At 62.5% G+C, this 18,014-nt stretch carries 17 protein-coding genes; 3 read left to right on the forward strand and 14 right to left on the reverse strand.

The window, feature by feature from the left end; genetic code table 11:
• Positions 1-18: 18 nt before the first annotated feature.
• The gene (locus L0U82_RS28245) at positions 19-984 is read right to left on the reverse strand and encodes a PDR/VanB family oxidoreductase (RefSeq protein WP_233836275.1); all 966 of its coding nucleotides are present in this window, start codon (positions 982-984) and stop codon (positions 19-21) included.
• Positions 981-2,066, reverse strand: a complete 1,086-nt coding sequence (locus tag L0U82_RS28250) for an aromatic ring-hydroxylating oxygenase subunit alpha (protein ID WP_233836277.1) — start codon at positions 2,064-2,066, stop codon at positions 981-983. Before L0U82_RS28250 ends, L0U82_RS28245 begins: the two co-directional genes overlap by 4 nt.
• A gap of 237 nt (positions 2,067-2,303) precedes the next feature.
• On the opposite strand from L0U82_RS28250, the gene L0U82_RS28255 reads away from it, so the two are divergent.
• A complete protein-coding gene (locus L0U82_RS28255) occupies positions 2,304-2,828 on the forward strand; it encodes a MarR family winged helix-turn-helix transcriptional regulator (RefSeq protein ID WP_233836278.1) in 525 nt (174 codons plus the stop codon).
• Between the two features lie 94 nt (positions 2,829-2,922).
• On the opposite strand, the gene L0U82_RS28260 is transcribed toward L0U82_RS28255, so the two are convergent.
• The 3 genes from L0U82_RS28260 to L0U82_RS28270 all read right to left on the reverse strand — a co-directional run bounded on the left by L0U82_RS28260 (position 2,923) and on the right by L0U82_RS28270 (position 6,440).
• Positions 2,923-3,591, reverse strand: a complete 669-nt coding sequence (locus L0U82_RS28260; protein ID WP_233836279.1) for a hypothetical protein — start codon at positions 3,589-3,591, stop codon at positions 2,923-2,925.
• Positions 3,588-4,994, reverse strand: a complete 1,407-nt coding sequence (locus L0U82_RS28265; RefSeq protein ID WP_233836280.1) for a selenium-binding family protein — start codon at positions 4,992-4,994, stop codon at positions 3,588-3,590. Before L0U82_RS28265 ends, L0U82_RS28260 begins: the two co-directional genes overlap by 4 nt.
• A gap of 327 nt (positions 4,995-5,321) precedes the next feature.
• A complete protein-coding gene (locus L0U82_RS28270; RefSeq protein ID WP_233836281.1) occupies positions 5,322-6,440 on the reverse strand; it encodes an FUSC family protein in 1,119 nt (372 codons plus the stop codon).
• Between the two features lie 478 nt (positions 6,441-6,918).
• Here L0U82_RS28270 and L0U82_RS28275 point away from each other — a divergent pair, with 478 nt between their 5' ends.
• The gene (locus tag L0U82_RS28275) at positions 6,919-7,722 is read left to right on the forward strand and encodes a sulfotransferase family protein (protein ID WP_233836282.1); all 804 of its coding nucleotides are present in this window, start codon (positions 6,919-6,921) and stop codon (positions 7,720-7,722) included.
• 53 nt (positions 7,723-7,775) lie between these two features.
• On the opposite strand, the gene L0U82_RS28280 is transcribed toward L0U82_RS28275, so the two are convergent.
• The 6 genes from L0U82_RS28280 to L0U82_RS28305 all read right to left on the reverse strand — a co-directional run bounded on the left by L0U82_RS28280 (position 7,776) and on the right by L0U82_RS28305 (position 12,843).
• Positions 7,776-8,765, reverse strand: coding sequence for a TauD/TfdA dioxygenase family protein (locus L0U82_RS28280; RefSeq protein WP_233836284.1), 990 nt, complete (start codon positions 8,763-8,765; stop codon positions 7,776-7,778).
• Between the two features lie 129 nt (positions 8,766-8,894).
• On the reverse strand, positions 8,895-9,632 hold the full coding sequence (locus L0U82_RS28285; protein ID WP_233836286.1) for an amino acid ABC transporter permease: 738 nt from the start codon (positions 9,630-9,632) through the stop codon (positions 8,895-8,897).
• The gene (locus L0U82_RS28290) at positions 9,629-10,360 is read right to left on the reverse strand and encodes an amino acid ABC transporter permease (RefSeq protein ID WP_233836287.1); all 732 of its coding nucleotides are present in this window, start codon (positions 10,358-10,360) and stop codon (positions 9,629-9,631) included. Before L0U82_RS28290 ends, L0U82_RS28285 begins: the two co-directional genes overlap by 4 nt.
• Before the next feature lie 100 nt (positions 10,361-10,460).
• Positions 10,461-11,279, reverse strand: coding sequence for an ABC transporter substrate-binding protein (locus L0U82_RS28295; RefSeq protein ID WP_233836288.1), 819 nt, complete (start codon positions 11,277-11,279; stop codon positions 10,461-10,463).
• 181 nt (positions 11,280-11,460) lie between these two features.
• Positions 11,461-11,913, reverse strand: a complete 453-nt coding sequence (locus tag L0U82_RS28300; RefSeq protein WP_233836289.1) for a zinc-finger-containing protein — start codon at positions 11,911-11,913, stop codon at positions 11,461-11,463.
• 252 nt (positions 11,914-12,165) lie between these two features.
• Entirely contained in the window at positions 12,166-12,843 is a 678-nt protein-coding gene (locus L0U82_RS28305; protein ID WP_233836290.1) for a DJ-1/PfpI family protein, read from the reverse strand.
• A 146-nt stretch (positions 12,844-12,989) separates the two neighbouring features.
• Here L0U82_RS28305 and L0U82_RS28310 point away from each other — a divergent pair, with 146 nt between their 5' ends.
• On the forward strand, positions 12,990-13,961 hold the full coding sequence (locus tag L0U82_RS28310) for a GlxA family transcriptional regulator (protein ID WP_233836291.1): 972 nt from the start codon (positions 12,990-12,992) through the stop codon (positions 13,959-13,961).
• A gap of 36 nt (positions 13,962-13,997) precedes the next feature.
• Here L0U82_RS28310 and L0U82_RS28315 read toward each other — a convergent pair whose 3' ends face one another.
• Genes L0U82_RS28315 through L0U82_RS28325 form a run of 3 tightly spaced genes read right to left on the reverse strand, consistent with a single transcriptional unit; the run spans position 13,998 to position 17,948 of the window.
• A complete protein-coding gene (locus L0U82_RS28315; RefSeq protein ID WP_326489779.1) occupies positions 13,998-14,777 on the reverse strand; it encodes an amino acid ABC transporter ATP-binding protein in 780 nt (259 codons plus the stop codon).
• 4 nt (positions 14,778-14,781) lie between these two features.
• Positions 14,782-16,257 (reverse strand): aldehyde dehydrogenase family protein, encoded by a 1,476-nt coding sequence (locus L0U82_RS28320; RefSeq protein ID WP_233836294.1) that lies wholly within the window; start codon positions 16,255-16,257, stop codon positions 14,782-14,784.
• Positions 16,254-17,948, reverse strand: coding sequence for a 5-guanidino-2-oxopentanoate decarboxylase (locus L0U82_RS28325; protein ID WP_233836295.1), 1,695 nt, complete (start codon positions 17,946-17,948; stop codon positions 16,254-16,256). The genes L0U82_RS28320 and L0U82_RS28325 overlap by 4 nt, the downstream gene beginning before the upstream one ends.
• Between the last annotated feature and the right edge of the window lie 66 nt (positions 17,949-18,014).

Here is an 18,014-nt window from a genome sequence, read left to right on the forward strand (position 1 = left end):
AGCCGCGCAACCGCCTGGCTACAGATCCAGCACGAGCAATGGAGATTTCGCGCGCGAGCAGCACGGCAGGAACTGGTCATTCGCCGCGCGTTCCTCATCGGTCAGATATGAATCCAGATGCTCGGGCTCGCCGGCAATCACTCGCGTGAGGCAGGTACCGCACACGCCCTGCTCGCACGACGTGATGACTTCGATGCCGTTGGCCGCCAGCGCCTGTACGACCGTGCATTCCGGTGGGATGTCGATCGTCGCGCCGCTGCTCGCGATACGCACCTGAAAAGCGCCGCCCGCCGCCGATTGATTAGCAGGCGCGCCGAAGAACTCGTAATGCAGCCGCTCCTGCGGCCATCCATTCGCTCGCGCGGTATCGAGCACGAAGTCCATAAAGCCGCGCGGACCGCACACATACAGATGCGTGCCGGCAGGTGCACCCTTGAGTACCTGCTCGATATCGAATGTCGAGCCGCCCGCATTATCGTCGTGATGAAACTGGACCGACTGCGCAAATCCGGCCTGGGCAATCCGCTCGACGAATGCGGTACGTTCTCTGGAGCGCGTGCAATAGTGCATCGCGAACGACTCGCCGGACGCCGCCAGTTGCTCCGCCATGCACAGAATCGGCGTCACACCGATGCCGCCCGCCAGCAGCAGATGATGACTTGCATCATGCGCCAACGCGAAATGATTGCGCGGCGCGCTGATCCGCAGGCACTCGCCTTCGCGAATCAGATCATGCACCGCCCTCGAACCACCGCGTCCCGCTTCGTCGCGCAGCACCGCGATCGTATAGCGATGCGTTTCTCGCGGATCATTGCATAGCGAGTACTGACGCACGAGACCATTCGGAAGATGCACGTCGACATGCGAACCCGCCTCGAACGCGGGCAAAGGTCCACCATCTTCGCTGCGCAATTCGAAGCTCGCGATACCAGGCGCTTCGTCGCGCCGCCGCGCGACCACTACATTCAGCACGGCCTGATTCATGTGGCCGTCCGCACCGGAATCACGCGTGACACTTCTGCCTGCGGCGCGCCCGCGGATGCGCGCTCCTGCGCGACGAGGCGATCTATCACGCGGCGCGACATCACACCACCCGCATCGATATTGAGTTTGAGCAGATTGCGCTCGGGCCATCTGAGCAGGTTCTGCTGCTGACGTTCGAGCATCTGCAGATCTTCGCTGAAAATCTTGCCCTGCCCTTCGCGAATACTTGCAGTCAGCTCGGCATCGTCGGGGCGGAAATGGCGCGCCATGCCCCAGAAATACCAGATCGACGTATCGGTTTCCGGCGTGATGAAATCGACGACAATCGACGACGCCTTTTTATCTGCCGGCGCATCGTAGCCACCGTGCCCCGCGTGCGCGACTCCGACTTCGATCAGTACATGGCTCGGCGGCGTGAAGTGGCAGATCTGCCAGCGATCGACCGGCACATCGTCGGCCAGACCGTTGCCGCGCAGCGCCATCTTCCAGAACGGCGGCGCCGCCACGTTTTCCATGAAGCGGCTCGTGCGCACCATATCGCCTTCGGCAACCGTTTTCGGTGCGGCTTCATCGATTTCTTTCTGACCGATGCTATTGGCGTGCACGTAGGTTTCGTGCGTCAGATCCATCAGGTTGTCGATCATCAACCGGTAATCGCAGTGGATGTGATACAGACCGCCGCCATAAGCCCATTCAGAACTTTCAGCCCATTCCAGATGATGCAGTTTCGCGGCATCCGCCTGCGCCGCATCGCCCGGCCACACCCAGATAAAGCCGTAACGCTCGATCACCGGGAAGCTACGGATCGCTGGAAAGCCGTTGACGCGCTGCCCCGGCATACCGGTCGCCTTGCCCTGGCATCCCATTTCGAGGCCGTGATAGCCGCATACGAGCGTGCCGTCGCGCACGAAACCCAGCGAAAGCGGTGCGCCGCGATGCGGGCAAAAGTCTTCGAGCGCAACAACCTCGTTGCTCGCGTTGCGATAGAAGACCATGGGCTCGCCGCAGATCTGCCGGCCAAGCGGTTTGTCGGCGACTTCGTCGGGCATACATGCGACGTACCACGCATTCCTGGGGAACATGTCCGTGTCACTCCTGATTGTTTGGCGCGCGTGGATATCGCAACTGCGATTGCAATTGCAATTGCGGCGTTATCCACGCGATGGGAAATTCGCATCATTCCGTACACTCATTGAGATTCAGTGTACTCAATGAACCTTTGATGATTAAATAAAGGTTTTCCCCTGGTCGAAACTTTCAATCAGATAACGCGCGTGTCATTTTCAGCGCGAACAGGCAATCGGCGTTCAGACATCTTTATGGCCACTTCAAGCGATACCAGCACTTCCCCGATCAGCATCGACCTGTATGACCAGCCTGGGCATCTGATCAGACGCGCGCATCAGATCTCCGTGTCCATGTTTCACGATCTGCTGGGACGTGAAGTGACACCGGTGCAATACGCGGTGCTCCGAATGCTGCAGGAATTGCCGGGACTCGATCAGGTCACGCTCGCGCAGCGGGTCGGCCTCGACACCTCCACCACCGCCGATATCGCGGTGCGGCTCGAAGCGAAAGGCTGGATCGTGCGCGAGGTTCTACCGCGCAGGCAGCGCCGTCTTTTGCTGACACCCGCCGGAGAACAACTGCTCGATCAACTGATACCGGGCGTTAATGCGCTGAATCACGGCTTGCTCGACGGGCTCGGAGATGAAGACGCGAAAGAACTATTGCGGCTATTGCGCAAGTTCGTGCATCTGAATAACGATCAAAGTCGCGCGCCGTTGCGCAGCGCGAATGACGATTCGGAGTCGGATTCCGGTTCGAATCCTGTTTCGCGCTGACGCGGAAATGACGCATCACTGAATCACGTCGTTTGCTGTACACGTACAGGAAATGCAGCATCCGATGTACCAAACTCGTGCGGGCGGCTCTTGATCACGCCGCAAAACCCGCCCCCAACGCGAGCCCGCCCACCAGAATCAGACTGGCTGCCCACACCGCGTCGAGATTGAACCAGCTTCGCGACACGAACCTGAGCCCCAGATACCGATACACGAGCCACGCGAGCAAGCCGCCCGCCATCATCATCGCGGCCGCATGAACGGCGGAGACCGACAGCGCCATGCGCAGACTGGCTTCGATCAGCGTGCGCGCCGCGCGATGCTGCGCGTCCAGATCGGCGGCACTGCATAGACCCAGATAGATCGGCACGAGCATCAAACCCGCGCCATGCGCGATCGCCACCGCAAACGACCACAACGCCAGACGCGACGGCGGAATTCTCGCGAGCACGCGCGGATGACGCCGCCGTATCAGCAATGCGATACCGAAGCCGATCACCAGCACACTCGCGCCGATCTGTATTTCGCGCTGCCACACGATCACGCTCGCGAGCATCGCGAACGGCAGCATCATCAGCAGGATTGCCAGCGCATGGCCGGCCGCAAGATAGACGAGCGCAGCGAGCAAAGCCGGCGCGCGGCGCTGCATCAATGCATTCGATACCGCGAGCGGCCACCCCATCGCGGGATTGAGCCCGTGATACAGGCCGCTTGCGAGTACGGCCAGCCACAGGCCGGTTTGCGCCGTCACGACGCCGGTCAAACGCCCACCGACGGGTAGCAGAATGAATCGGTCGAGCAGTCGCCGCCTTCGAGCCGGATCTGGTGCGCGCGATAGCCTTCGGGAAACTCGACCCAGTAATCGTCGGCGAGCGTGAGGCCGCCGTTCGGATCGGCATGCGCCATCACTTGCGCGCCGGGCACGCCGTCCGGATAGAACTGGTCGTCCCACGTCGAATACAGCGAGTTGGTCCAATAGACGCGCTTGCCGTCGCGGCTGATTTCCACCATTTGCGGGCCGCCCGCGAATGCATTGCCGTTGGGATGCGGCGTGCGCCGCACGATTCCGCCGATATGCACGGAGCCCGCGAGCCTCGGCTTGCGCGGCTCGCTAACGTCGTACTGGCGCATCTCGCCGGTGCCCCAGCACGCGACATAGAGGAATTTGTCGTCGATGGAAAGATCGATGTCGGTAACGAGCGGCGGCACCGCGCCAAAGCCCTGCAGCAGCGGTGGAAGCTGATCGGCCGGCGCGGGTTCCGGCGCGATCGTCACGGTCTTTTCGATGTGGAACTGTCCGTTCTCGCGCCACCATGTCCAGATCGAGCCTTCGAGATTGGTCGTATCGACAACCACGCCGATAAAACCATACTCGCGGCTCGGATCATGGGCCGGCCGCACTTCGAGTGCCATCTGATGATTCGCACCGAGGTCGAGTGTCTGCACGTTGCGGCGCCCGCGCAAATCCCAGAAGTGAATGCGATGGCCGTAGCGGTTCGCGAGCAGATCTTCGGGCACGATGCCGTTTTCGAATTGTGGCGGCAACGCCCATTCGCTCGACACCATATAGTCGCGCGGCAGATTCCACCAGAAGTCGTAGTGCTTCTCCTGCAAACCGCGCTCGATCTCCCAGCGGCCGAGTACTTCGAAGCTCTGACAATCCATGATGAAGATACCCGGAGGGCCGTCGGTACCATCCTTTCCCGCGCCGCCGAGCGTGCTCACGTAAATGCCTTCGGGTCCGCAGTGCACGGTGTGCGGGCGCGAATACCCGGTTTTGCGAAAGATCTCTTCCGGCTCGATGATCTTATGAATCTTCGCCTGGGTCGGATGCGGTTTCGTATCGACGATATAGATGCGCGAAGAGCGCATGCCCGGAATGATCAGATAGCGGCGTTCGAGAAACGCGTGGCCGGTCAACGGCGACAGCGCGGACGAACAGGCATTCCAGCCGAAATGATGAAATTCGTCGCCCTTGTACGGCACTGGCACCGTGTGAACGACCTGGCTATAGGTCGGCGAACCGGGCTTCACGTCGATCACCGCGAGCGCATCGGGTTGCGATGAGTCGGGGCTCAGCAGCACCGTGTACGCGTACTCTTCCGCTGGCGCATCCATCGCGAGTTTCGGCGATGCATGAAAGGTAGGATCTGGACGCATTCCCATGGCAGAACTCTCCTTGTCGACTGATCGGCAGCCCGGAAGGTACGCATGCTCCGGCGCTTCCGGCGGGCGCTACGCGCTGTGCGCGATGCGATGCCCGGCGTGGCGCACCTGTAAGCGCCGTGTAGGTTTAGATTTGTAGTTCACGGTCGCGTCGGGGGCAACCAGAAATTTTCTCGCAACGAGAGAGCGATCAGCTAAACGATCCACTAAATATAGCGTTGCGAGCGTGGATGGCCCAACGAAGCAAATCCACTACGATTATCGGCCGCTACGATAAGCACGGTGCTTTAACACCCGGTAGCGCGATAGCGCGTTACAGGTGGCCGCTTACTTGCGCGCCGAGCCGGAATCCACAGCGCGCTCGGCGGCCTTCTCGCGCAACGGCATCACGAATAGCGCGGTCACGACGCCGATGCCGACACCCAGCACCGTCTCCCACAAACGGGCGAACAATACCGGCAGCGAATGCTCGCCGCCTACCGCGAGCGTCACCAGCAGCGTAAAAGCAAACGCGCCGCAGGCGATGTCGTATCGTTCGGGCAGCGCCATCGCGTAGACGACCATCGCGATCGATGCAGCGCACCAGATCAACAATGGCGCATGAGCGACGATCGGCAGGAAGCATAACGCGAGCGGCACGCCGATCAGCGTACCGATGACGCGGCGGCGCCCCCGTTCGAGCGTGCCCGCGGCGGTGCCGCTGACCACATAGACGCACGCGGTAATCGCCCACGCCGACTCGGTCATGCCGAACAGACCGTTCAGCACGACGATCGTCAACGCGGCGCTCGCCGCCTGCACGCCCATCACGAATTCGGCCGGATAACCGCGCGGCCCTGGTGCCGGTACACTTGCCAGCGCGGCCATCAACGCGGGCTTTTCCGCCGGTCCGCTGAGCAGGCGCGGCACCACGGCGGAGACGATCGCAATCAGCGCCGCCACGACAATGGCCTCCGTGTCGAGCACACTCAGCCTGCTCGTGTACGCGGTCAGCTCGCCGATATAGATCTGCGAACCGATGCCCGCACCCAGCACGCCATAGCGCTTCAGAGCGCCGACCGCAAACGCACCGCTGATCAGAATCCATTCGCCACCGGCGTGACCCGTGGCTCCCACCTTCGGCACGCCCGGTGCCATCGGGGCAATTGATGCAAGCAAAGCGAACAGCGCCGCGCCGGCCGCGGCGGCCACGCAAAGCCACACCAGATCGCGGCTCGATTCGTAGCGCGTCGTGCGTGCTTCGGACACGCTTGCCCAGAGTGCGAAGCTGCCCGCCAGACCGCCCAGCGACACCGGTGCGGGCGCGATCGAAGCCAGATCGTGCAGCGTGCCCAACGCCACCGCAATGCCATAAGCGGTGACGAGACGCAGCCCCTTGATGCGTCGATGCGTGCCCGGATCGACCCGGTCGAACCAGTCCGCGACGAGCTTGAACGCATGATGCATAGCGTGCCCTTCGTGTTGACAACCGCCGTATCACCGCAGAGATTACGCCGGATTTGCCATCGCATGTTCACGCTCACTGAACCTGCCCAACGCTTCAGGCCAGCTGCAGTAGGTACTCAGTGCGCAGTGAGCCTGAGTGCTGGCACTTCACCCAAGTCCGCATCGCGGCGCGCGAAGTACTTCCGCATCGAGAGGACATCATTAAACGAAGCTTGTGCCTACAACCGGTGCATTCACTCCGTGGCATGACGAACGAAACAACACAGAAGCTCTGCACCACATATCGGGAAAGATCGGTGAATGTTGCGCTTCATCCGTAGCGCCAACGATTTTTTGCTTTTGCCAATACTGCGCATAGGCGCTGCTGTCACGGCATCGAGCTGACATTGCATGAACCTGAACAGTGAGGCCATCACCGCGTCAGCTTCGCGCCATCTCCAATGCGTATGCTTTGAACGATGAATAGTCAGGAACGCAAATGGACTCTTCTCCGCTTTTCATCGTCGGCTCTCCGCGCTCCGGAACGACCTTTCTGTGTTCCGTGCTGAACGTGCATCCGCTGATCCAGCTGACCAACGAATGCCGGGTCTTTGCGTTGCTCAAACACACGCTGGAGGTGAGCGCCCATCGCCCCGACCTACTCGGCGTAGCCTGCCGCGAGCGCTTTTCCGGCTTCAGCCGGCGTACGCTCGGTCCGTGGGTCGAGCGTTTCTATCGCGAAGAGCTTGGCCTCACCGCGCCGATCTGGGGAGACAAGCACCCGCCTTACGCTGATCCCACGCTGCTGTCCGGCCGCACCGGCTCGCTCGGGCGCGAGCCGCACTCAGGATCGTGTCTGCGCCTGATACGCGAGCTGCTGCCGCAGGCGCGCTTTATTCATATCCATCGCGATCCTCGTCAGGTTGCGAATTCGCTGTTGCACAAGCACTGGATCGGCTCGATCGAAGATGGGATACGCGTGTGGGAACAGTATGTGAGCGAGATCATCGAGTTCTTCAATGAGATTCCGGCGCAGCATCGGCACACCGTTTCGTATCGCTCGCTGATCGAAGATCCCCATGCGACCGCGACAGGCATCGGCCGGTTTCTCGGCATCGGAGACGCGGCGCCGATCAGCGATTTTCTGGTGTCGCAGCGCTGTTGCCCAACGCCATTCAGCGAACCGGTAACCGATATCGCCGATCTTTATCTGGTACCGGACGCTCCAGCGGGCGACGAAAAACTGCTCGCACTCGCCGGAACAGCGGCGACATATCTGGGCTATGCGGCGGCATACGCATAGCACGCCGCGCGCTTGCAAAGCACGCATTGCAACTGGAACAGAAAAGCCCGCGCTCAGAACGGCACGTCGCCTTCGATCGTCGTGCGATAAAGCTTGCGGCGCAGATGATCGGGCGTGCCGGCGGCGAGATGCATCAACGAGCGGTTATCCCAGAACACCATGTCGTGCGCGGCCCAGCGATGCCGGTACAGATGCTCGGGCCGCACGCTATGCGCGAACAGCTCCGCAAGCAACGCATGGCTTTCGTCTTCCGGCACACCGATCACGCGCGTGGTGAAATGCTCGCCGACGAATAGTGCCTTGCGCCCGGTTTCCGGATGCGTGCGCACGATCGGATGCACGACCGGCTTCACCTGTGCGATCTGCTCGGCCGACAGATTCGGGCGCCACGGGCTGCGCTTCTGCAACTCCGCATATTTCGCCAGATAGGTGTGTTCCGCGGCGCGGCCTTCGACCGCGTTGCGCAAATGCGCGGGCAACGTGTCCCACGCGAGGTGCATGTTCGCGAACAGCGTATCGCCGCCCTCGGCGGGCAATTCCTGCGCATGCAGCAACGAACCCAAGCTCGGCTTTTCCTTGTAGGACAGATCGGAATGCCAGAAGTGACCGGCGTCACCGAGACCGATCGGCTGACCGCTTTCGACGATGTTCGACACCACTAGCACCTCGGGATAGCCAGGCAGCTGAAACTGATGCAACACGTGAATCTGCAATGGGCCGAAGCGGCGGCTGAACGCGATCTGTTGATCCGGCGTGATGCGCTGATCGCGGAACACCAGCACGTGATAGTCGAGATGCGCGCGGTGGATGCGGGCAAAATCTTCGTCAGCGAGCGGCTGGCCGAGATCGAGGCCCAGCACTTCGGCACCGAGCGGCGCGTCGAGCGCGCGAATCTCGATACGCTGCGTGGTATGAGCGCGGATAGCGGCGCTGGTCGCGGGGGTAGCGGGCGTGCCGCGCGTGGTGAATACGGTAGTCGTCACAGAGAACTCTTCGTCGGGACGGTTCGGCAGGCGCTCGATGGAATCCGGGTGGCTCTCCATTCAGAGAGCGCGATCAGTCAACGAATTTACCGGTGCCCACGCGCAATGCCAACGAAGCAAACGCTATACGGTTATCTACTGAAGTAATAAACGCGGCACGGCAATGCTCCGAGGGTTGTCACACTGCTGTTACGCGCCGAACGGAAACGGCCATTTGATCTTCTTTGTGCGAGTCTCGACCGCGCGATCGGCACTTGCGCGATGCTTCAACAAACGCGTCGCGCCATATTGCAGCGACGAACAAAGCAGCAGATACACGACCCCGACGAACAGAAAAATCTGCACCGGGTACACCATCAGCCGGCTATTGATCTGATTCGCAAGAAACGTAAACTCGGGCACGCCGACGATATAAGCGAGCGACGTATCCTTGATCAGCGTCACCCATTGATTGACGAACGAAGGCGTCATAATCCGTAGCGCCTGCGGCAATTGCACGTATCGCAACGCCTGCCAGCGCGTCATGCCGAGCGACAACGCGGCCTGAGCCTGCGCGGCGCCCACCGCCGCTATGCCCGCCTGCACCGAATGAGACAGGTACGCGCCGCCGATCAGCGCGAGCGCGCAAATCACGGTTGCGAGGCCGGGCACGTTCACGTGCAACAGCATCGGCATCAGGAAGAAAGTCCAGAAGATCAGCATCAGCACCGGAATCGCGCGAAAGAAGCCGATCACGGCGGTCAGCACCAGATGCGCGGCGCCGCGCGTGATCGACAATGCGATTCCGCCCGCGAGGCCGATCGCCGCCGACAGCAACGCCGACGCGATCGACATCGCCACCGTCAACGCGGCGCCGCCGAGCGGTCCATTGGGAAAAGTGCCGAGCAGCAGATAACGAAGCGACGGCAGCCATTCGAACGCGCTCATCGCTGCCCCGCCTGCCAGACCCGCGCGCTATTGCGCGTGTAGACCGCCAGCGCCGCTTCGATCAACGCGATGATCGCGATATAGAGCACGGTCGCCGCACCGAATGCCTGAAATGTCTTGAACGTCTCGGTATCCACCTGGCGCGATACGTACGACAGCTCGGCGAAACCGATCGTCATCGCCAGCGAAGAGTTCTTCACGAGATTCATATACTGCCCCGCCAGCGGCGGCGTGGCGATACGAATCGCCTGCGGCAGGATCACATAACGGAATGCGGCGAGCGGCGTCAGACCCAATGCCGCGGCGGCCTGATGCTGCGCGCTCCTGACGCCGCGCATGCCCGCGCGAAATTCCTCGCCGACAAACGCGGTCGCATAGCAGGTGAGTCCTACCCACGCGGCGACGAATTCGAACGGCGGCCACGCAATGCTCCAGCGCCCCAGCAAGATTGCGTGAGATGCATTGAGCCATTCCATCCACGGCTGCGGCAACAGCGTCGCGGCGCCGAAATACCAGAACAGTAGTTGCACGAGCAACGGCGAATTGCGAAATGCCAGCACATACAGCGCCGCGATTCGCGCGAGCGCGCCATTGCGTGCATTACGCGCGAGCGCCAGCACGAAGCCGGCGAATGTCGCCGCGATACCCGCGCACGCCGATAACACCAGTGTCAACAGAAAGCCGTGCGCGATCCATCCGAGGTACTTCGGTTCCAGCCAGCCGTTCATGCGGTCCTTCTGTGCTTCCGGTCAGATGCGTGGGTTGCTCGATACGAGCGGCCCGCGATGTCGACACGGCAGGCCGCTTTGCTTATGGACATGTGTCGACTCAGCTCTTCTGCGGATCGCCGATCTTGAACAGACGCGGCAGCGGCGCGCGGCTCGACGGCCCGAACCAGTGGTCGTAGATCTTCGTGGCGGTGCCGTCCGCTTCGAGACCCTTCAGCGTATCGTCGACCACGTTCAGCAGACGCGTTTCGCCTTTCGGGACGCCGACGCCCTCATAGTCGTTGGAAATCGTGAACGGCGCGATCTCGTAGTTCGCCTTGTCGGGTACGTTGGCGAGCAGCGCGACGAGTTTCGGGCCGTCCTGCGTGATCGCCTGCACGTTACCGGCACGCAACGCGGCGAATGCGAACGGCGTGTCGTCATAGGCGACGATCGTGGCGCCCGGGAATTGCGCGCGCACCTGCTGCTCGTTGGTCGTGCCCTTGTCGGCGCCCACGCGCAGGCTGTTCAGTTGCTGCGGCGCCTTCAGCACGCCCTTCTTCGCGATGAACTGCGTGCCCGATGCGAAATACGGCGTGCTGAAATCGACTTCCTTCTTACGTTCGTCGGTAATCGTGAAGTTGGCGAACACGAGATCGACCTTGCCCGACTTCAGAAACGCGATGCGGTTTGCCGGGTTCGTCGGCTGGATTTCGAGCTTCACGCCCAGCTTGCCGGCGACCGCACGCGCATAGTCGACGTCGAGCCCGACGATCTGATTGCTGGTCGGATCGACGAAGCCGAACGGCGCGTTGCTGTCGAACGTGGCGACGCGCAGCACGCCTGCTTTTTTGATGTCATCGAGACGGTCGGCGTGCGCGACGCCGCTAAGCGCGAACAGCAGCCCCATGACTGCCGCGCCGGCATAGTTGATCTTCATGATTGCGCCTTTTTTATCGAATGTTTTGCGCGACTGCGTGCGCCGCATGGTCGATGCGGGCGGCGTTCATTCGCGACTACGAGGCGCGACTTTAGCAACGCGCGGCGCGGCGGCGAACCAACAAATCGTCAGGAGCTAAGCGGCAAAGCTGATATGTGGCGAGTGGGCGCGCGGGGTGGGATCAGCCGCCACGCTCAGTCGAGCGGCGCGCCTCGATGAAGGCCTCGACATAGCGCAGCGCCTGCTCGCACTGCTCGGCCGTCAGCGCGTGGATGTTGGGCGGCAAAGGATCGAAGCCCAGTTCGGTCGACACCCAGCGGATCGCCTTGGCACGAGCCTCGAACGCATTGACGCCGTCGCGGCGCACCTTGCCGGCGACCAGCGGTTCCAGCGCATCGTGCAGGCGGCTTTTCGCGTCACGTAACGCGGCATTCGCGAGACGGCCGAGCGGCACGTTGCGTCTGCTGCGCGCATGGACGCCGATCCATGCCTGACACGCAGTGCAAATCCATAGCGGGCCCTGATCCTTGCGGTAAGGATAGGATTCGTCGCCGTACCGCGCGAGCGATGCACGCGCGCCGCAGTAGTCGCACAACGGCTGCGGCAATGCCTGAACCGGCTTGCCTACGCGCATCGGCGTTGCTCGTGGGCGGATGGGAGGTGAGTCATCGTTCGAGTCTGACTGGCGAAGGGGTAACAACCAGGCAGTTTAATCGAATGCTTGCGCCGAGATGAAAATGCAACACGTGCATTCGTCACTCGGTCAATGCGTGGACGTACATGCGCGACGCTCATCGCCTCGCTCGGCACACCGCTCGCCATTTAGCCCGGCACGACCGGCGCCAGCCGTTCAGCGCCGGCCCGGCAACTGCGGACACGCAGTACGTCATCGATTAGCAACGATCTCCGCCACAACGCGCCTGCGGCGCGCGAATCCCTCCGCGGACCGTTGCCTGACCGTTTCCACCACCGCTCGCGGCGCGACATCCGGATCGCCGGCATCGAACGGCGGAGCCGGCGCATATTCGAGTTCGAGCTGGATAGCCTGCGCCTCGTCCGCGCCGGCCAATTCGGCCGCGACGGTCAAACCGAAATCGATGCCCGCCGTTACGCCGCCGCCCGTAATCAGATTGCCGTCGCGCACCACTCGCGCGCGCGTCGGAATCGCGCCGAGCGGCTCCAGCAGCGAGTGGAATGCCCAATGCGTGGTCGCGCGCCGCCCTTGCAGCAATCCGGCGGCACCGAGCAGCAACGCGCCCGTGCAAACCGACGTCACATAGCGCGCGCTCGCAGCCTGCTTGCGCACGAACTCGATCGTTGACTCGTCCTGCAGCAGATCGGTTACGCCGCTGCCGCCAGGCACGCAGATGACATCGAGCGGCGGACAGCTTTCATACGTGACGTCGGGTGTCAGCACGAGTCCGCTACTGGACACGACGGGTTCGCGCGTTTTCCAGATCAGATGCGTGGTAGCGCCCGGCAACGAAGCGAACACGTCATGCGGGCCAGTCAGATCGAGTTGCTGTACCTGAGGGAACACCAGAAAGCCGATTTGCAGTGCCATGGGCATACCTTGTCGAATGAGAAACCGATTGACACCCGCGACGGATTTCGCAAGTGGACGAATCCATTCTAGGCAGGTAGTCTTTGGCGGTACTGCCAATTGCCCCTTGTTTTCTGCCACCCACCAATCACACCGTTTTTATCGTCATGTCCAGCGAACCCCGCTCCATCGTGCTACTCGCCTTTCGCAACGTGCAGCTGCTCGATGTGAGCGGCCCGCTGCAGGTATTCGCGTCCGCCAACGAACTCGCCGCGCAACACGGCCTTGCGCCGCTGTACGCGCCGCGCGTCGTTGCCGCCGAAGCCGGCCCGGTGACTTCGTCGGCCGGCCTCGCGCTGCTCGCCGGTTCGCTGCGCGCGGCGAAAACGCCAGTCGATACGCTGATCGTGCCTGGCGGCTGCGGCGTAATCGACGCATTGACGGACAAGCGTCTGATCCGCTGGACCCAACGGCACGCACGCGGCGCGCGGCGCGTCGCCTCTGTGTGCTCAGGCGCATTTCTGCTCGCCGAGGCGGGCCTTCTGGACGGCCGGCGCGTCGTCACGCACTGGGCGCGTTGCGACGAACTCGCACAGCGTTATCCGCAACTGTGCGTGGAAACGGATCCGATCTTTATCCGCGATGGCGCGATCTGGACCTCGGCGGGCGTCACCGCGGGTATCGATCTCGCGTTGGCGTTGCTCGAGGAGGATCACGGGCGCGCGATGGCACTCGCGGTGGCGCGTGAGCTTGTGGTGTTTTTGAAGCGCCCCGGCGGGCAATCGCAATTCAGTGCGATGTTGTCGATGCAGAATGCCGATGACCGGTTTGGCGAGTTGAATGCGTGGATGGCGTCGCATCTTGCGGCTGATCTTTCGGTTTCGGCGCTTGCGCGGCGGGTGCATATGAGTGAGCGTAGTTTTATGCGGCACTACAAGATGAAGATGGGGCGCACGCCGGCGCGTGCTGTTGAGTTGTTGCGGGTGGAGGCTGCGCAGCGGTTGTTGAGTGAGACCGGCTGGTCGGTTAAAAGGATCGCTGCGCGATGTGGGTTTGGGAGTGAGGAGACGATGCGGTGTAGTTTTGGGAGGGTGTTGCGCGTGGCGCCGCAGGTTTATCGGGAGAGGTTTTCGGTTTGATTTTTTTCCGCCCCCGCCGCCGCTTCTCACCCCCTGTTAATGCAGAATCTTCGCCAGAAAGTCTTTCGCGCGATCCGACTTCGGATTCTCGAAGAATGCGTCCTTGGCATCGTCTTCGACAATGCGCCCATGGTCCATGAAGATCACCCGATGGGCGACCTTCTTCGCAAAGCCCATTTCGTGCGTCACGCACATCATCGTCATGCCGTCCTGCGCGAGTTCGACCATCACGTCGAGTACTTCGTTGATCATTTCAGGGTCGAGCGCGGAAGTCGGCTCGTCGAACAGCATCGCGATCGGGTCCATCGATAACGCACGCGCAATCGCGACCCGTTGCTGCTGCCCGCCCGATAGCTGGCCCGGATATTTGTCGGCATGCGCGCGCAGGCCAACCCGCTCCAGCAGCTTCAGACCTTTCGCCGCTGCCTCGTCTTTCGAGCGGCCCAGCACCTTGATCTGCGCGAGGTTCAAATTGTCGATGATCGACATATGCGGAAACAGTTCGAAGTGCTGGAACACCATGCCAACCTTCGACCGCAATTTGGACAGATTAGTCCGCCGATCGCCGACCGAACTGCCATTGATCGTGATCTCGCCTTGCTGAAAGGGTTCGAGACCGTTGACGGTTTTGATCAGCGTGGACTTTCCGGAACCTGAGGGACCGCAGACCACCACCACCTCGCCCTTGCTGATTTCGGTGGTGCAGTCGGTCAGCACCTTGAATTGCCCGTACCACTTCGACACATTGCTGATAGAGATCATATGAACACCTGCTTGTGGAAACAATGCGAGCGCGAAGCGTCGATGCCAGGCAATCGAGTCAGTGCCCGATTACCGTCAACACCTGTTTGATTTCCTGGAATGCCGCGAGTCCGAACGGGCCCAGTTCGCGGCCGATGCTGCTCTGCTTGTAACCACCCCATGAGGTCTGCGGAAAAATCAGTTGCGGCGTATTGATCCACACGACGCCGGCCGCCAATGCATCGGCGACTCGTTTGCCGCGCGTCGCATCACCGGTGACGACGGTCGCGACCAGTCCGAACTCGGTATCGTTGGCGGCGTCGATTGCCTGTTCTTCATCGTCGAAGCTGCGCACGCACAGCACCGGCCCAAAGATTTCCTCGCGCCACACCGCGCTATCGGCCGGCACGTCGACGAATATCGTTGGGGTCACGAAATAACCAGGACTGGTCAACGTCTCACCGCCAGTCAGCAGACGCGCGCCATCGCGCTTGCCCTGCGCGATAAAGCGTTGCACCCGCTCGTATTGCGCACGGCTCGTCAACGGCCCCATCTGCACATCCGGCGAAAACGGGTCGCCGACCACCATTCGCGTCGCGCGCTCGGCGAGCCGCGCAATCAGCGCATCGGCGATCGTTCGTTCGACCAGCACGCGCGAGGTCGCCGAGCACATCTGGCCGGCATTGAAGAATGCGCCGCCTGCGACCAGCTCGACGGCCAGATCGAGATCCGCATCCGCGAACACGACGATCGACGACTTGCCGCCGAGTTCAAGGCTCACACCCTTGATCGTTTCCGCCGCGGTCTTCATCACCTGCTCGCCGACCGCGGTGCTGCCGGTGAACGACACCTTCGCGATACGCGGATGCGCGGCGAGCCGCGCGCCGACCTCGGTACCCGTTCCGGTGACGACGTTGAACACGCCCGCAGGCAAACCGGCTTCGGCGACGATCGCGGCAAGTTGCAGCTCGGGCAGCGGTGTCACTTCGGAGGGCTTCAGCACGACCGTGCAACCGGCGGCGAGCGCGGGCGCGAGCTTCCATGCGGTCGTGACCATCGGGAAATTCCACGGCACGATCAGCGCGACGACACCCGCGGGTTCGCGGCGAATCAGCGCGCGATGCTCCGCGCTGGGAATCGCGACTTCGGCCTCACCGGTCTCGTCGAGTTGCTCCGCCAGTTCAGCGTAGTAGTTGAAGGTCGCAACGACATCGCCGATATCGATCTGTGCTTCCGCGAGCGGCTTGCCATTGTTCAGCGATTGAAGCGCAGCGAGATCTTCACGGCGCGCCTCCACGCCACGGGCGATCGCGCGCAGATACGCGGCGCGAGCCGCGCCCGTCGTGTGCTTCCAGTCGCGCAATGCTCGCGTGGCGGCATTGACCGCGCGTTCGACATCGGCGCCGCTGCCCGCCTGGACCTCTGTGATGACTTCTTCGGTGGACGGATTCACCACCGGCAAGCGGCCGCCGCCTTCGCTATCGCACCAGCGGCCATCGATATAGAGCTGCGTGATCAGCGGCTCGTCCCGACGTAACGGCATACGGGTCGTCATACCGGCACCTTCCCGAACCAGTTCGCCTCGTCGATTTCAATGACGGTCGGCACGCCGCGCAACGCTGCCTGCTGCAGCTCCGCTAGCAGACTTCCCGGTTCATCCACGCGGCTCGCCGCGCAGCCGAAGCCGCGTGCCAGCGCGATAAAGTCCGGCGTGTATATATCCACGCCGACCGGCGTGATGTCGCGCTGAACCATGTATTTGCGGATCTCGCCATAGCCGAAGTTGTTCCACAGCAGCACGATCACCGGTACGCGCGCCTCGACGGCACTCGCCAGCTCCGGCATCGTGAACTGCAAACCGCCGTCGCCGATCAGGCAGACCACCGGCCGATGCGGCGCGGCGAGCTTCGCGCCGATCGCCGCCGGCAGCCCATAACCCAAGGTGCCGAAACCGGTCGACGAATTGAACCAGGAACGCGGCGCGGCGGCGTCATGGACGAAGTTTCCGGCATAGACCGGGCTCGTCGAGTCGCCGGCGATGATCACGTCGGGCAGCGCGCGGATGATCGTGTCGATGAAATGCTTTTGCGATCGCGTCGGATCGTCGTAGCCGGCCATCAGCGCGGCCCGCACAGCCGCGACGCGTGGCGCGCCCCAGTCCGCCTGCCGCGACGTCAACGCCCGCTCGTGCAGTCGCGCCGACAGGCTGCCCAGCGCGTGCTTCGCATCGGCCACGATCGCGACGTCGGGACGAAAATTGCGCATCACCTGCTGGGCGTCGATATCGATGCGAATGAGACGGCCGCCGAGCGCAAAGCCGCCATCGAAGCCGACGTCGTAATCGGTTTCCCCCAGCTCGGTGCCGACCGCGAGCACGACATCGGCTTCGCGGATCAGCGTGCGCGTGTCGGGCAGCGACTGTGTCGAACCCAGCGACAGCGGATGCCCGCAAGGCAGCAGACCTTTCGCATTGATCGTCAGCGCGACCGGTGCCTGCAAGCGCTCGGCCAGTTCGCGCAGTTCGACCGACGCCTGCACCGCTCCGCCGCCCGCCAGAATCAACGGGCGCTGCGCGCCGCCCAGCAGATCCGCCGCGCTGGCCAGCGCGCTGGCGCTGCCGGCCGGGCGCTCCGGCAAGGCCGCCGGCGTCAGCGTCATGCCGCTTGCCGATGCAACGATTACGTCGAGCGGAATCTCGATATGCACCGGCCGCGGCCGGGCGCTTTCGAATACGGCGAATGCGCGCGCGAGAACCTGCGGAAGGTCGGCGGCGTCGAGCAGCGTGTGCGAGAACGCGGTGAAGCCCGCGAATACGTCACGTTGCGAAGGCAACTCATGCAGACGCCCGTCCCCGCTCGCCAGTTGCCGCCGTTGGTTCACGCTGGAAATCACCAGCATCGGGATGGAGTCGGCATAGGCTTGCGCCATCGCCGTGGCGATATTGGTCATGCCGGGCCCGGTGATGATGAAGCACACGCCCGGCTTGCCGGTGACCCGCGCGTAACCATCGGCCATGAAGCCGGCGCCCTGCTCGTGGCGCGGCGTGACATGCCGGATCGAAGATGCGGCAAGACCGCGATAAAGCTCGACCGTATGCACGCCGGGAATGCCGAATACGCACTGGACGCCATACCCTTCAAGCAACGTAACGAGCGCCTCGCCACAGGTTCGATCCGGCTCGGCCTGGCACGCTACTGTGTTGGCGCAGACCTCGCCAAGACGGTCTGTGATGTCGGGGAAATTCATCGGTCTTCACGCTCTCGGTTGGTTCGAATCCTGTCGCCGGATATCCGTATCGAAGTCGCCATTCCG

The organism is Paraburkholderia sp. ZP32-5 (assembly GCF_021390495.1).
Classification (GTDB): domain Bacteria; phylum Pseudomonadota; class Gammaproteobacteria; order Burkholderiales; family Burkholderiaceae; genus Paraburkholderia.

Coding starts and splice junctions, on each gene's coding strand:
- L0U82_RS28325 (WP_233836295.1), bottom strand. CDS start 17,948: ATGAATTTCCCCGACATCACAGACCGTCTTGGCGAGGTCTGCGCCAAC.
- L0U82_RS28310 (WP_233836291.1), top strand. CDS start 12,990: ATGTCCAGCGAACCCCGCTCCATCGTGCTACTCGCCTTTCGCAACGTG.
- L0U82_RS28305 (WP_233836290.1), bottom strand. CDS start 12,843: ATGGCACTGCAAATCGGCTTTCTGGTGTTCCCTCAGGTACAGCAACTC.
- L0U82_RS28295 (WP_233836288.1), bottom strand. CDS start 11,279: ATGAAGATCAACTATGCCGGCGCGGCAGTCATGGGGCTGCTGTTCGCG.
- L0U82_RS28275 (WP_233836282.1), top strand. CDS start 6,919: ATGGACTCTTCTCCGCTTTTCATCGTCGGCTCTCCGCGCTCCGGAACG.
- L0U82_RS28250 (WP_233836277.1), bottom strand. CDS start 2,066: ATGTTCCCCAGGAATGCGTGGTACGTCGCATGTATGCCCGACGAAGTC.
- L0U82_RS28320 (WP_233836294.1), bottom strand. CDS start 16,257: ATGACGACCCGTATGCCGTTACGTCGGGACGAGCCGCTGATCACGCAG.
- L0U82_RS28265 (WP_233836280.1), bottom strand. CDS start 4,994: ATGGGAATGCGTCCAGATCCTACCTTTCATGCATCGCCGAAACTCGCG.
- L0U82_RS28285 (WP_233836286.1), bottom strand. CDS start 9,632: ATGAGCGCGTTCGAATGGCTGCCGTCGCTTCGTTATCTGCTGCTCGGC.
- L0U82_RS28280 (WP_233836284.1), bottom strand. CDS start 8,765: ATGGAGAGCCACCCGGATTCCATCGAGCGCCTGCCGAACCGTCCCGAC.
- L0U82_RS28300 (WP_233836289.1), bottom strand. CDS start 11,913: ATGCGCGTAGGCAAGCCGGTTCAGGCATTGCCGCAGCCGTTGTGCGAC.
- L0U82_RS28270 (WP_233836281.1), bottom strand. CDS start 6,440: ATGCATCATGCGTTCAAGCTCGTCGCGGACTGGTTCGACCGGGTCGAT.
- L0U82_RS28245 (WP_233836275.1), bottom strand. CDS start 984: ATGAATCAGGCCGTGCTGAATGTAGTGGTCGCGCGGCGGCGCGACGAA.
- L0U82_RS28255 (WP_233836278.1), top strand. CDS start 2,304: ATGGCCACTTCAAGCGATACCAGCACTTCCCCGATCAGCATCGACCTG.
- L0U82_RS28290 (WP_233836287.1), bottom strand. CDS start 10,360: ATGAACGGCTGGCTGGAACCGAAGTACCTCGGATGGATCGCGCACGGC.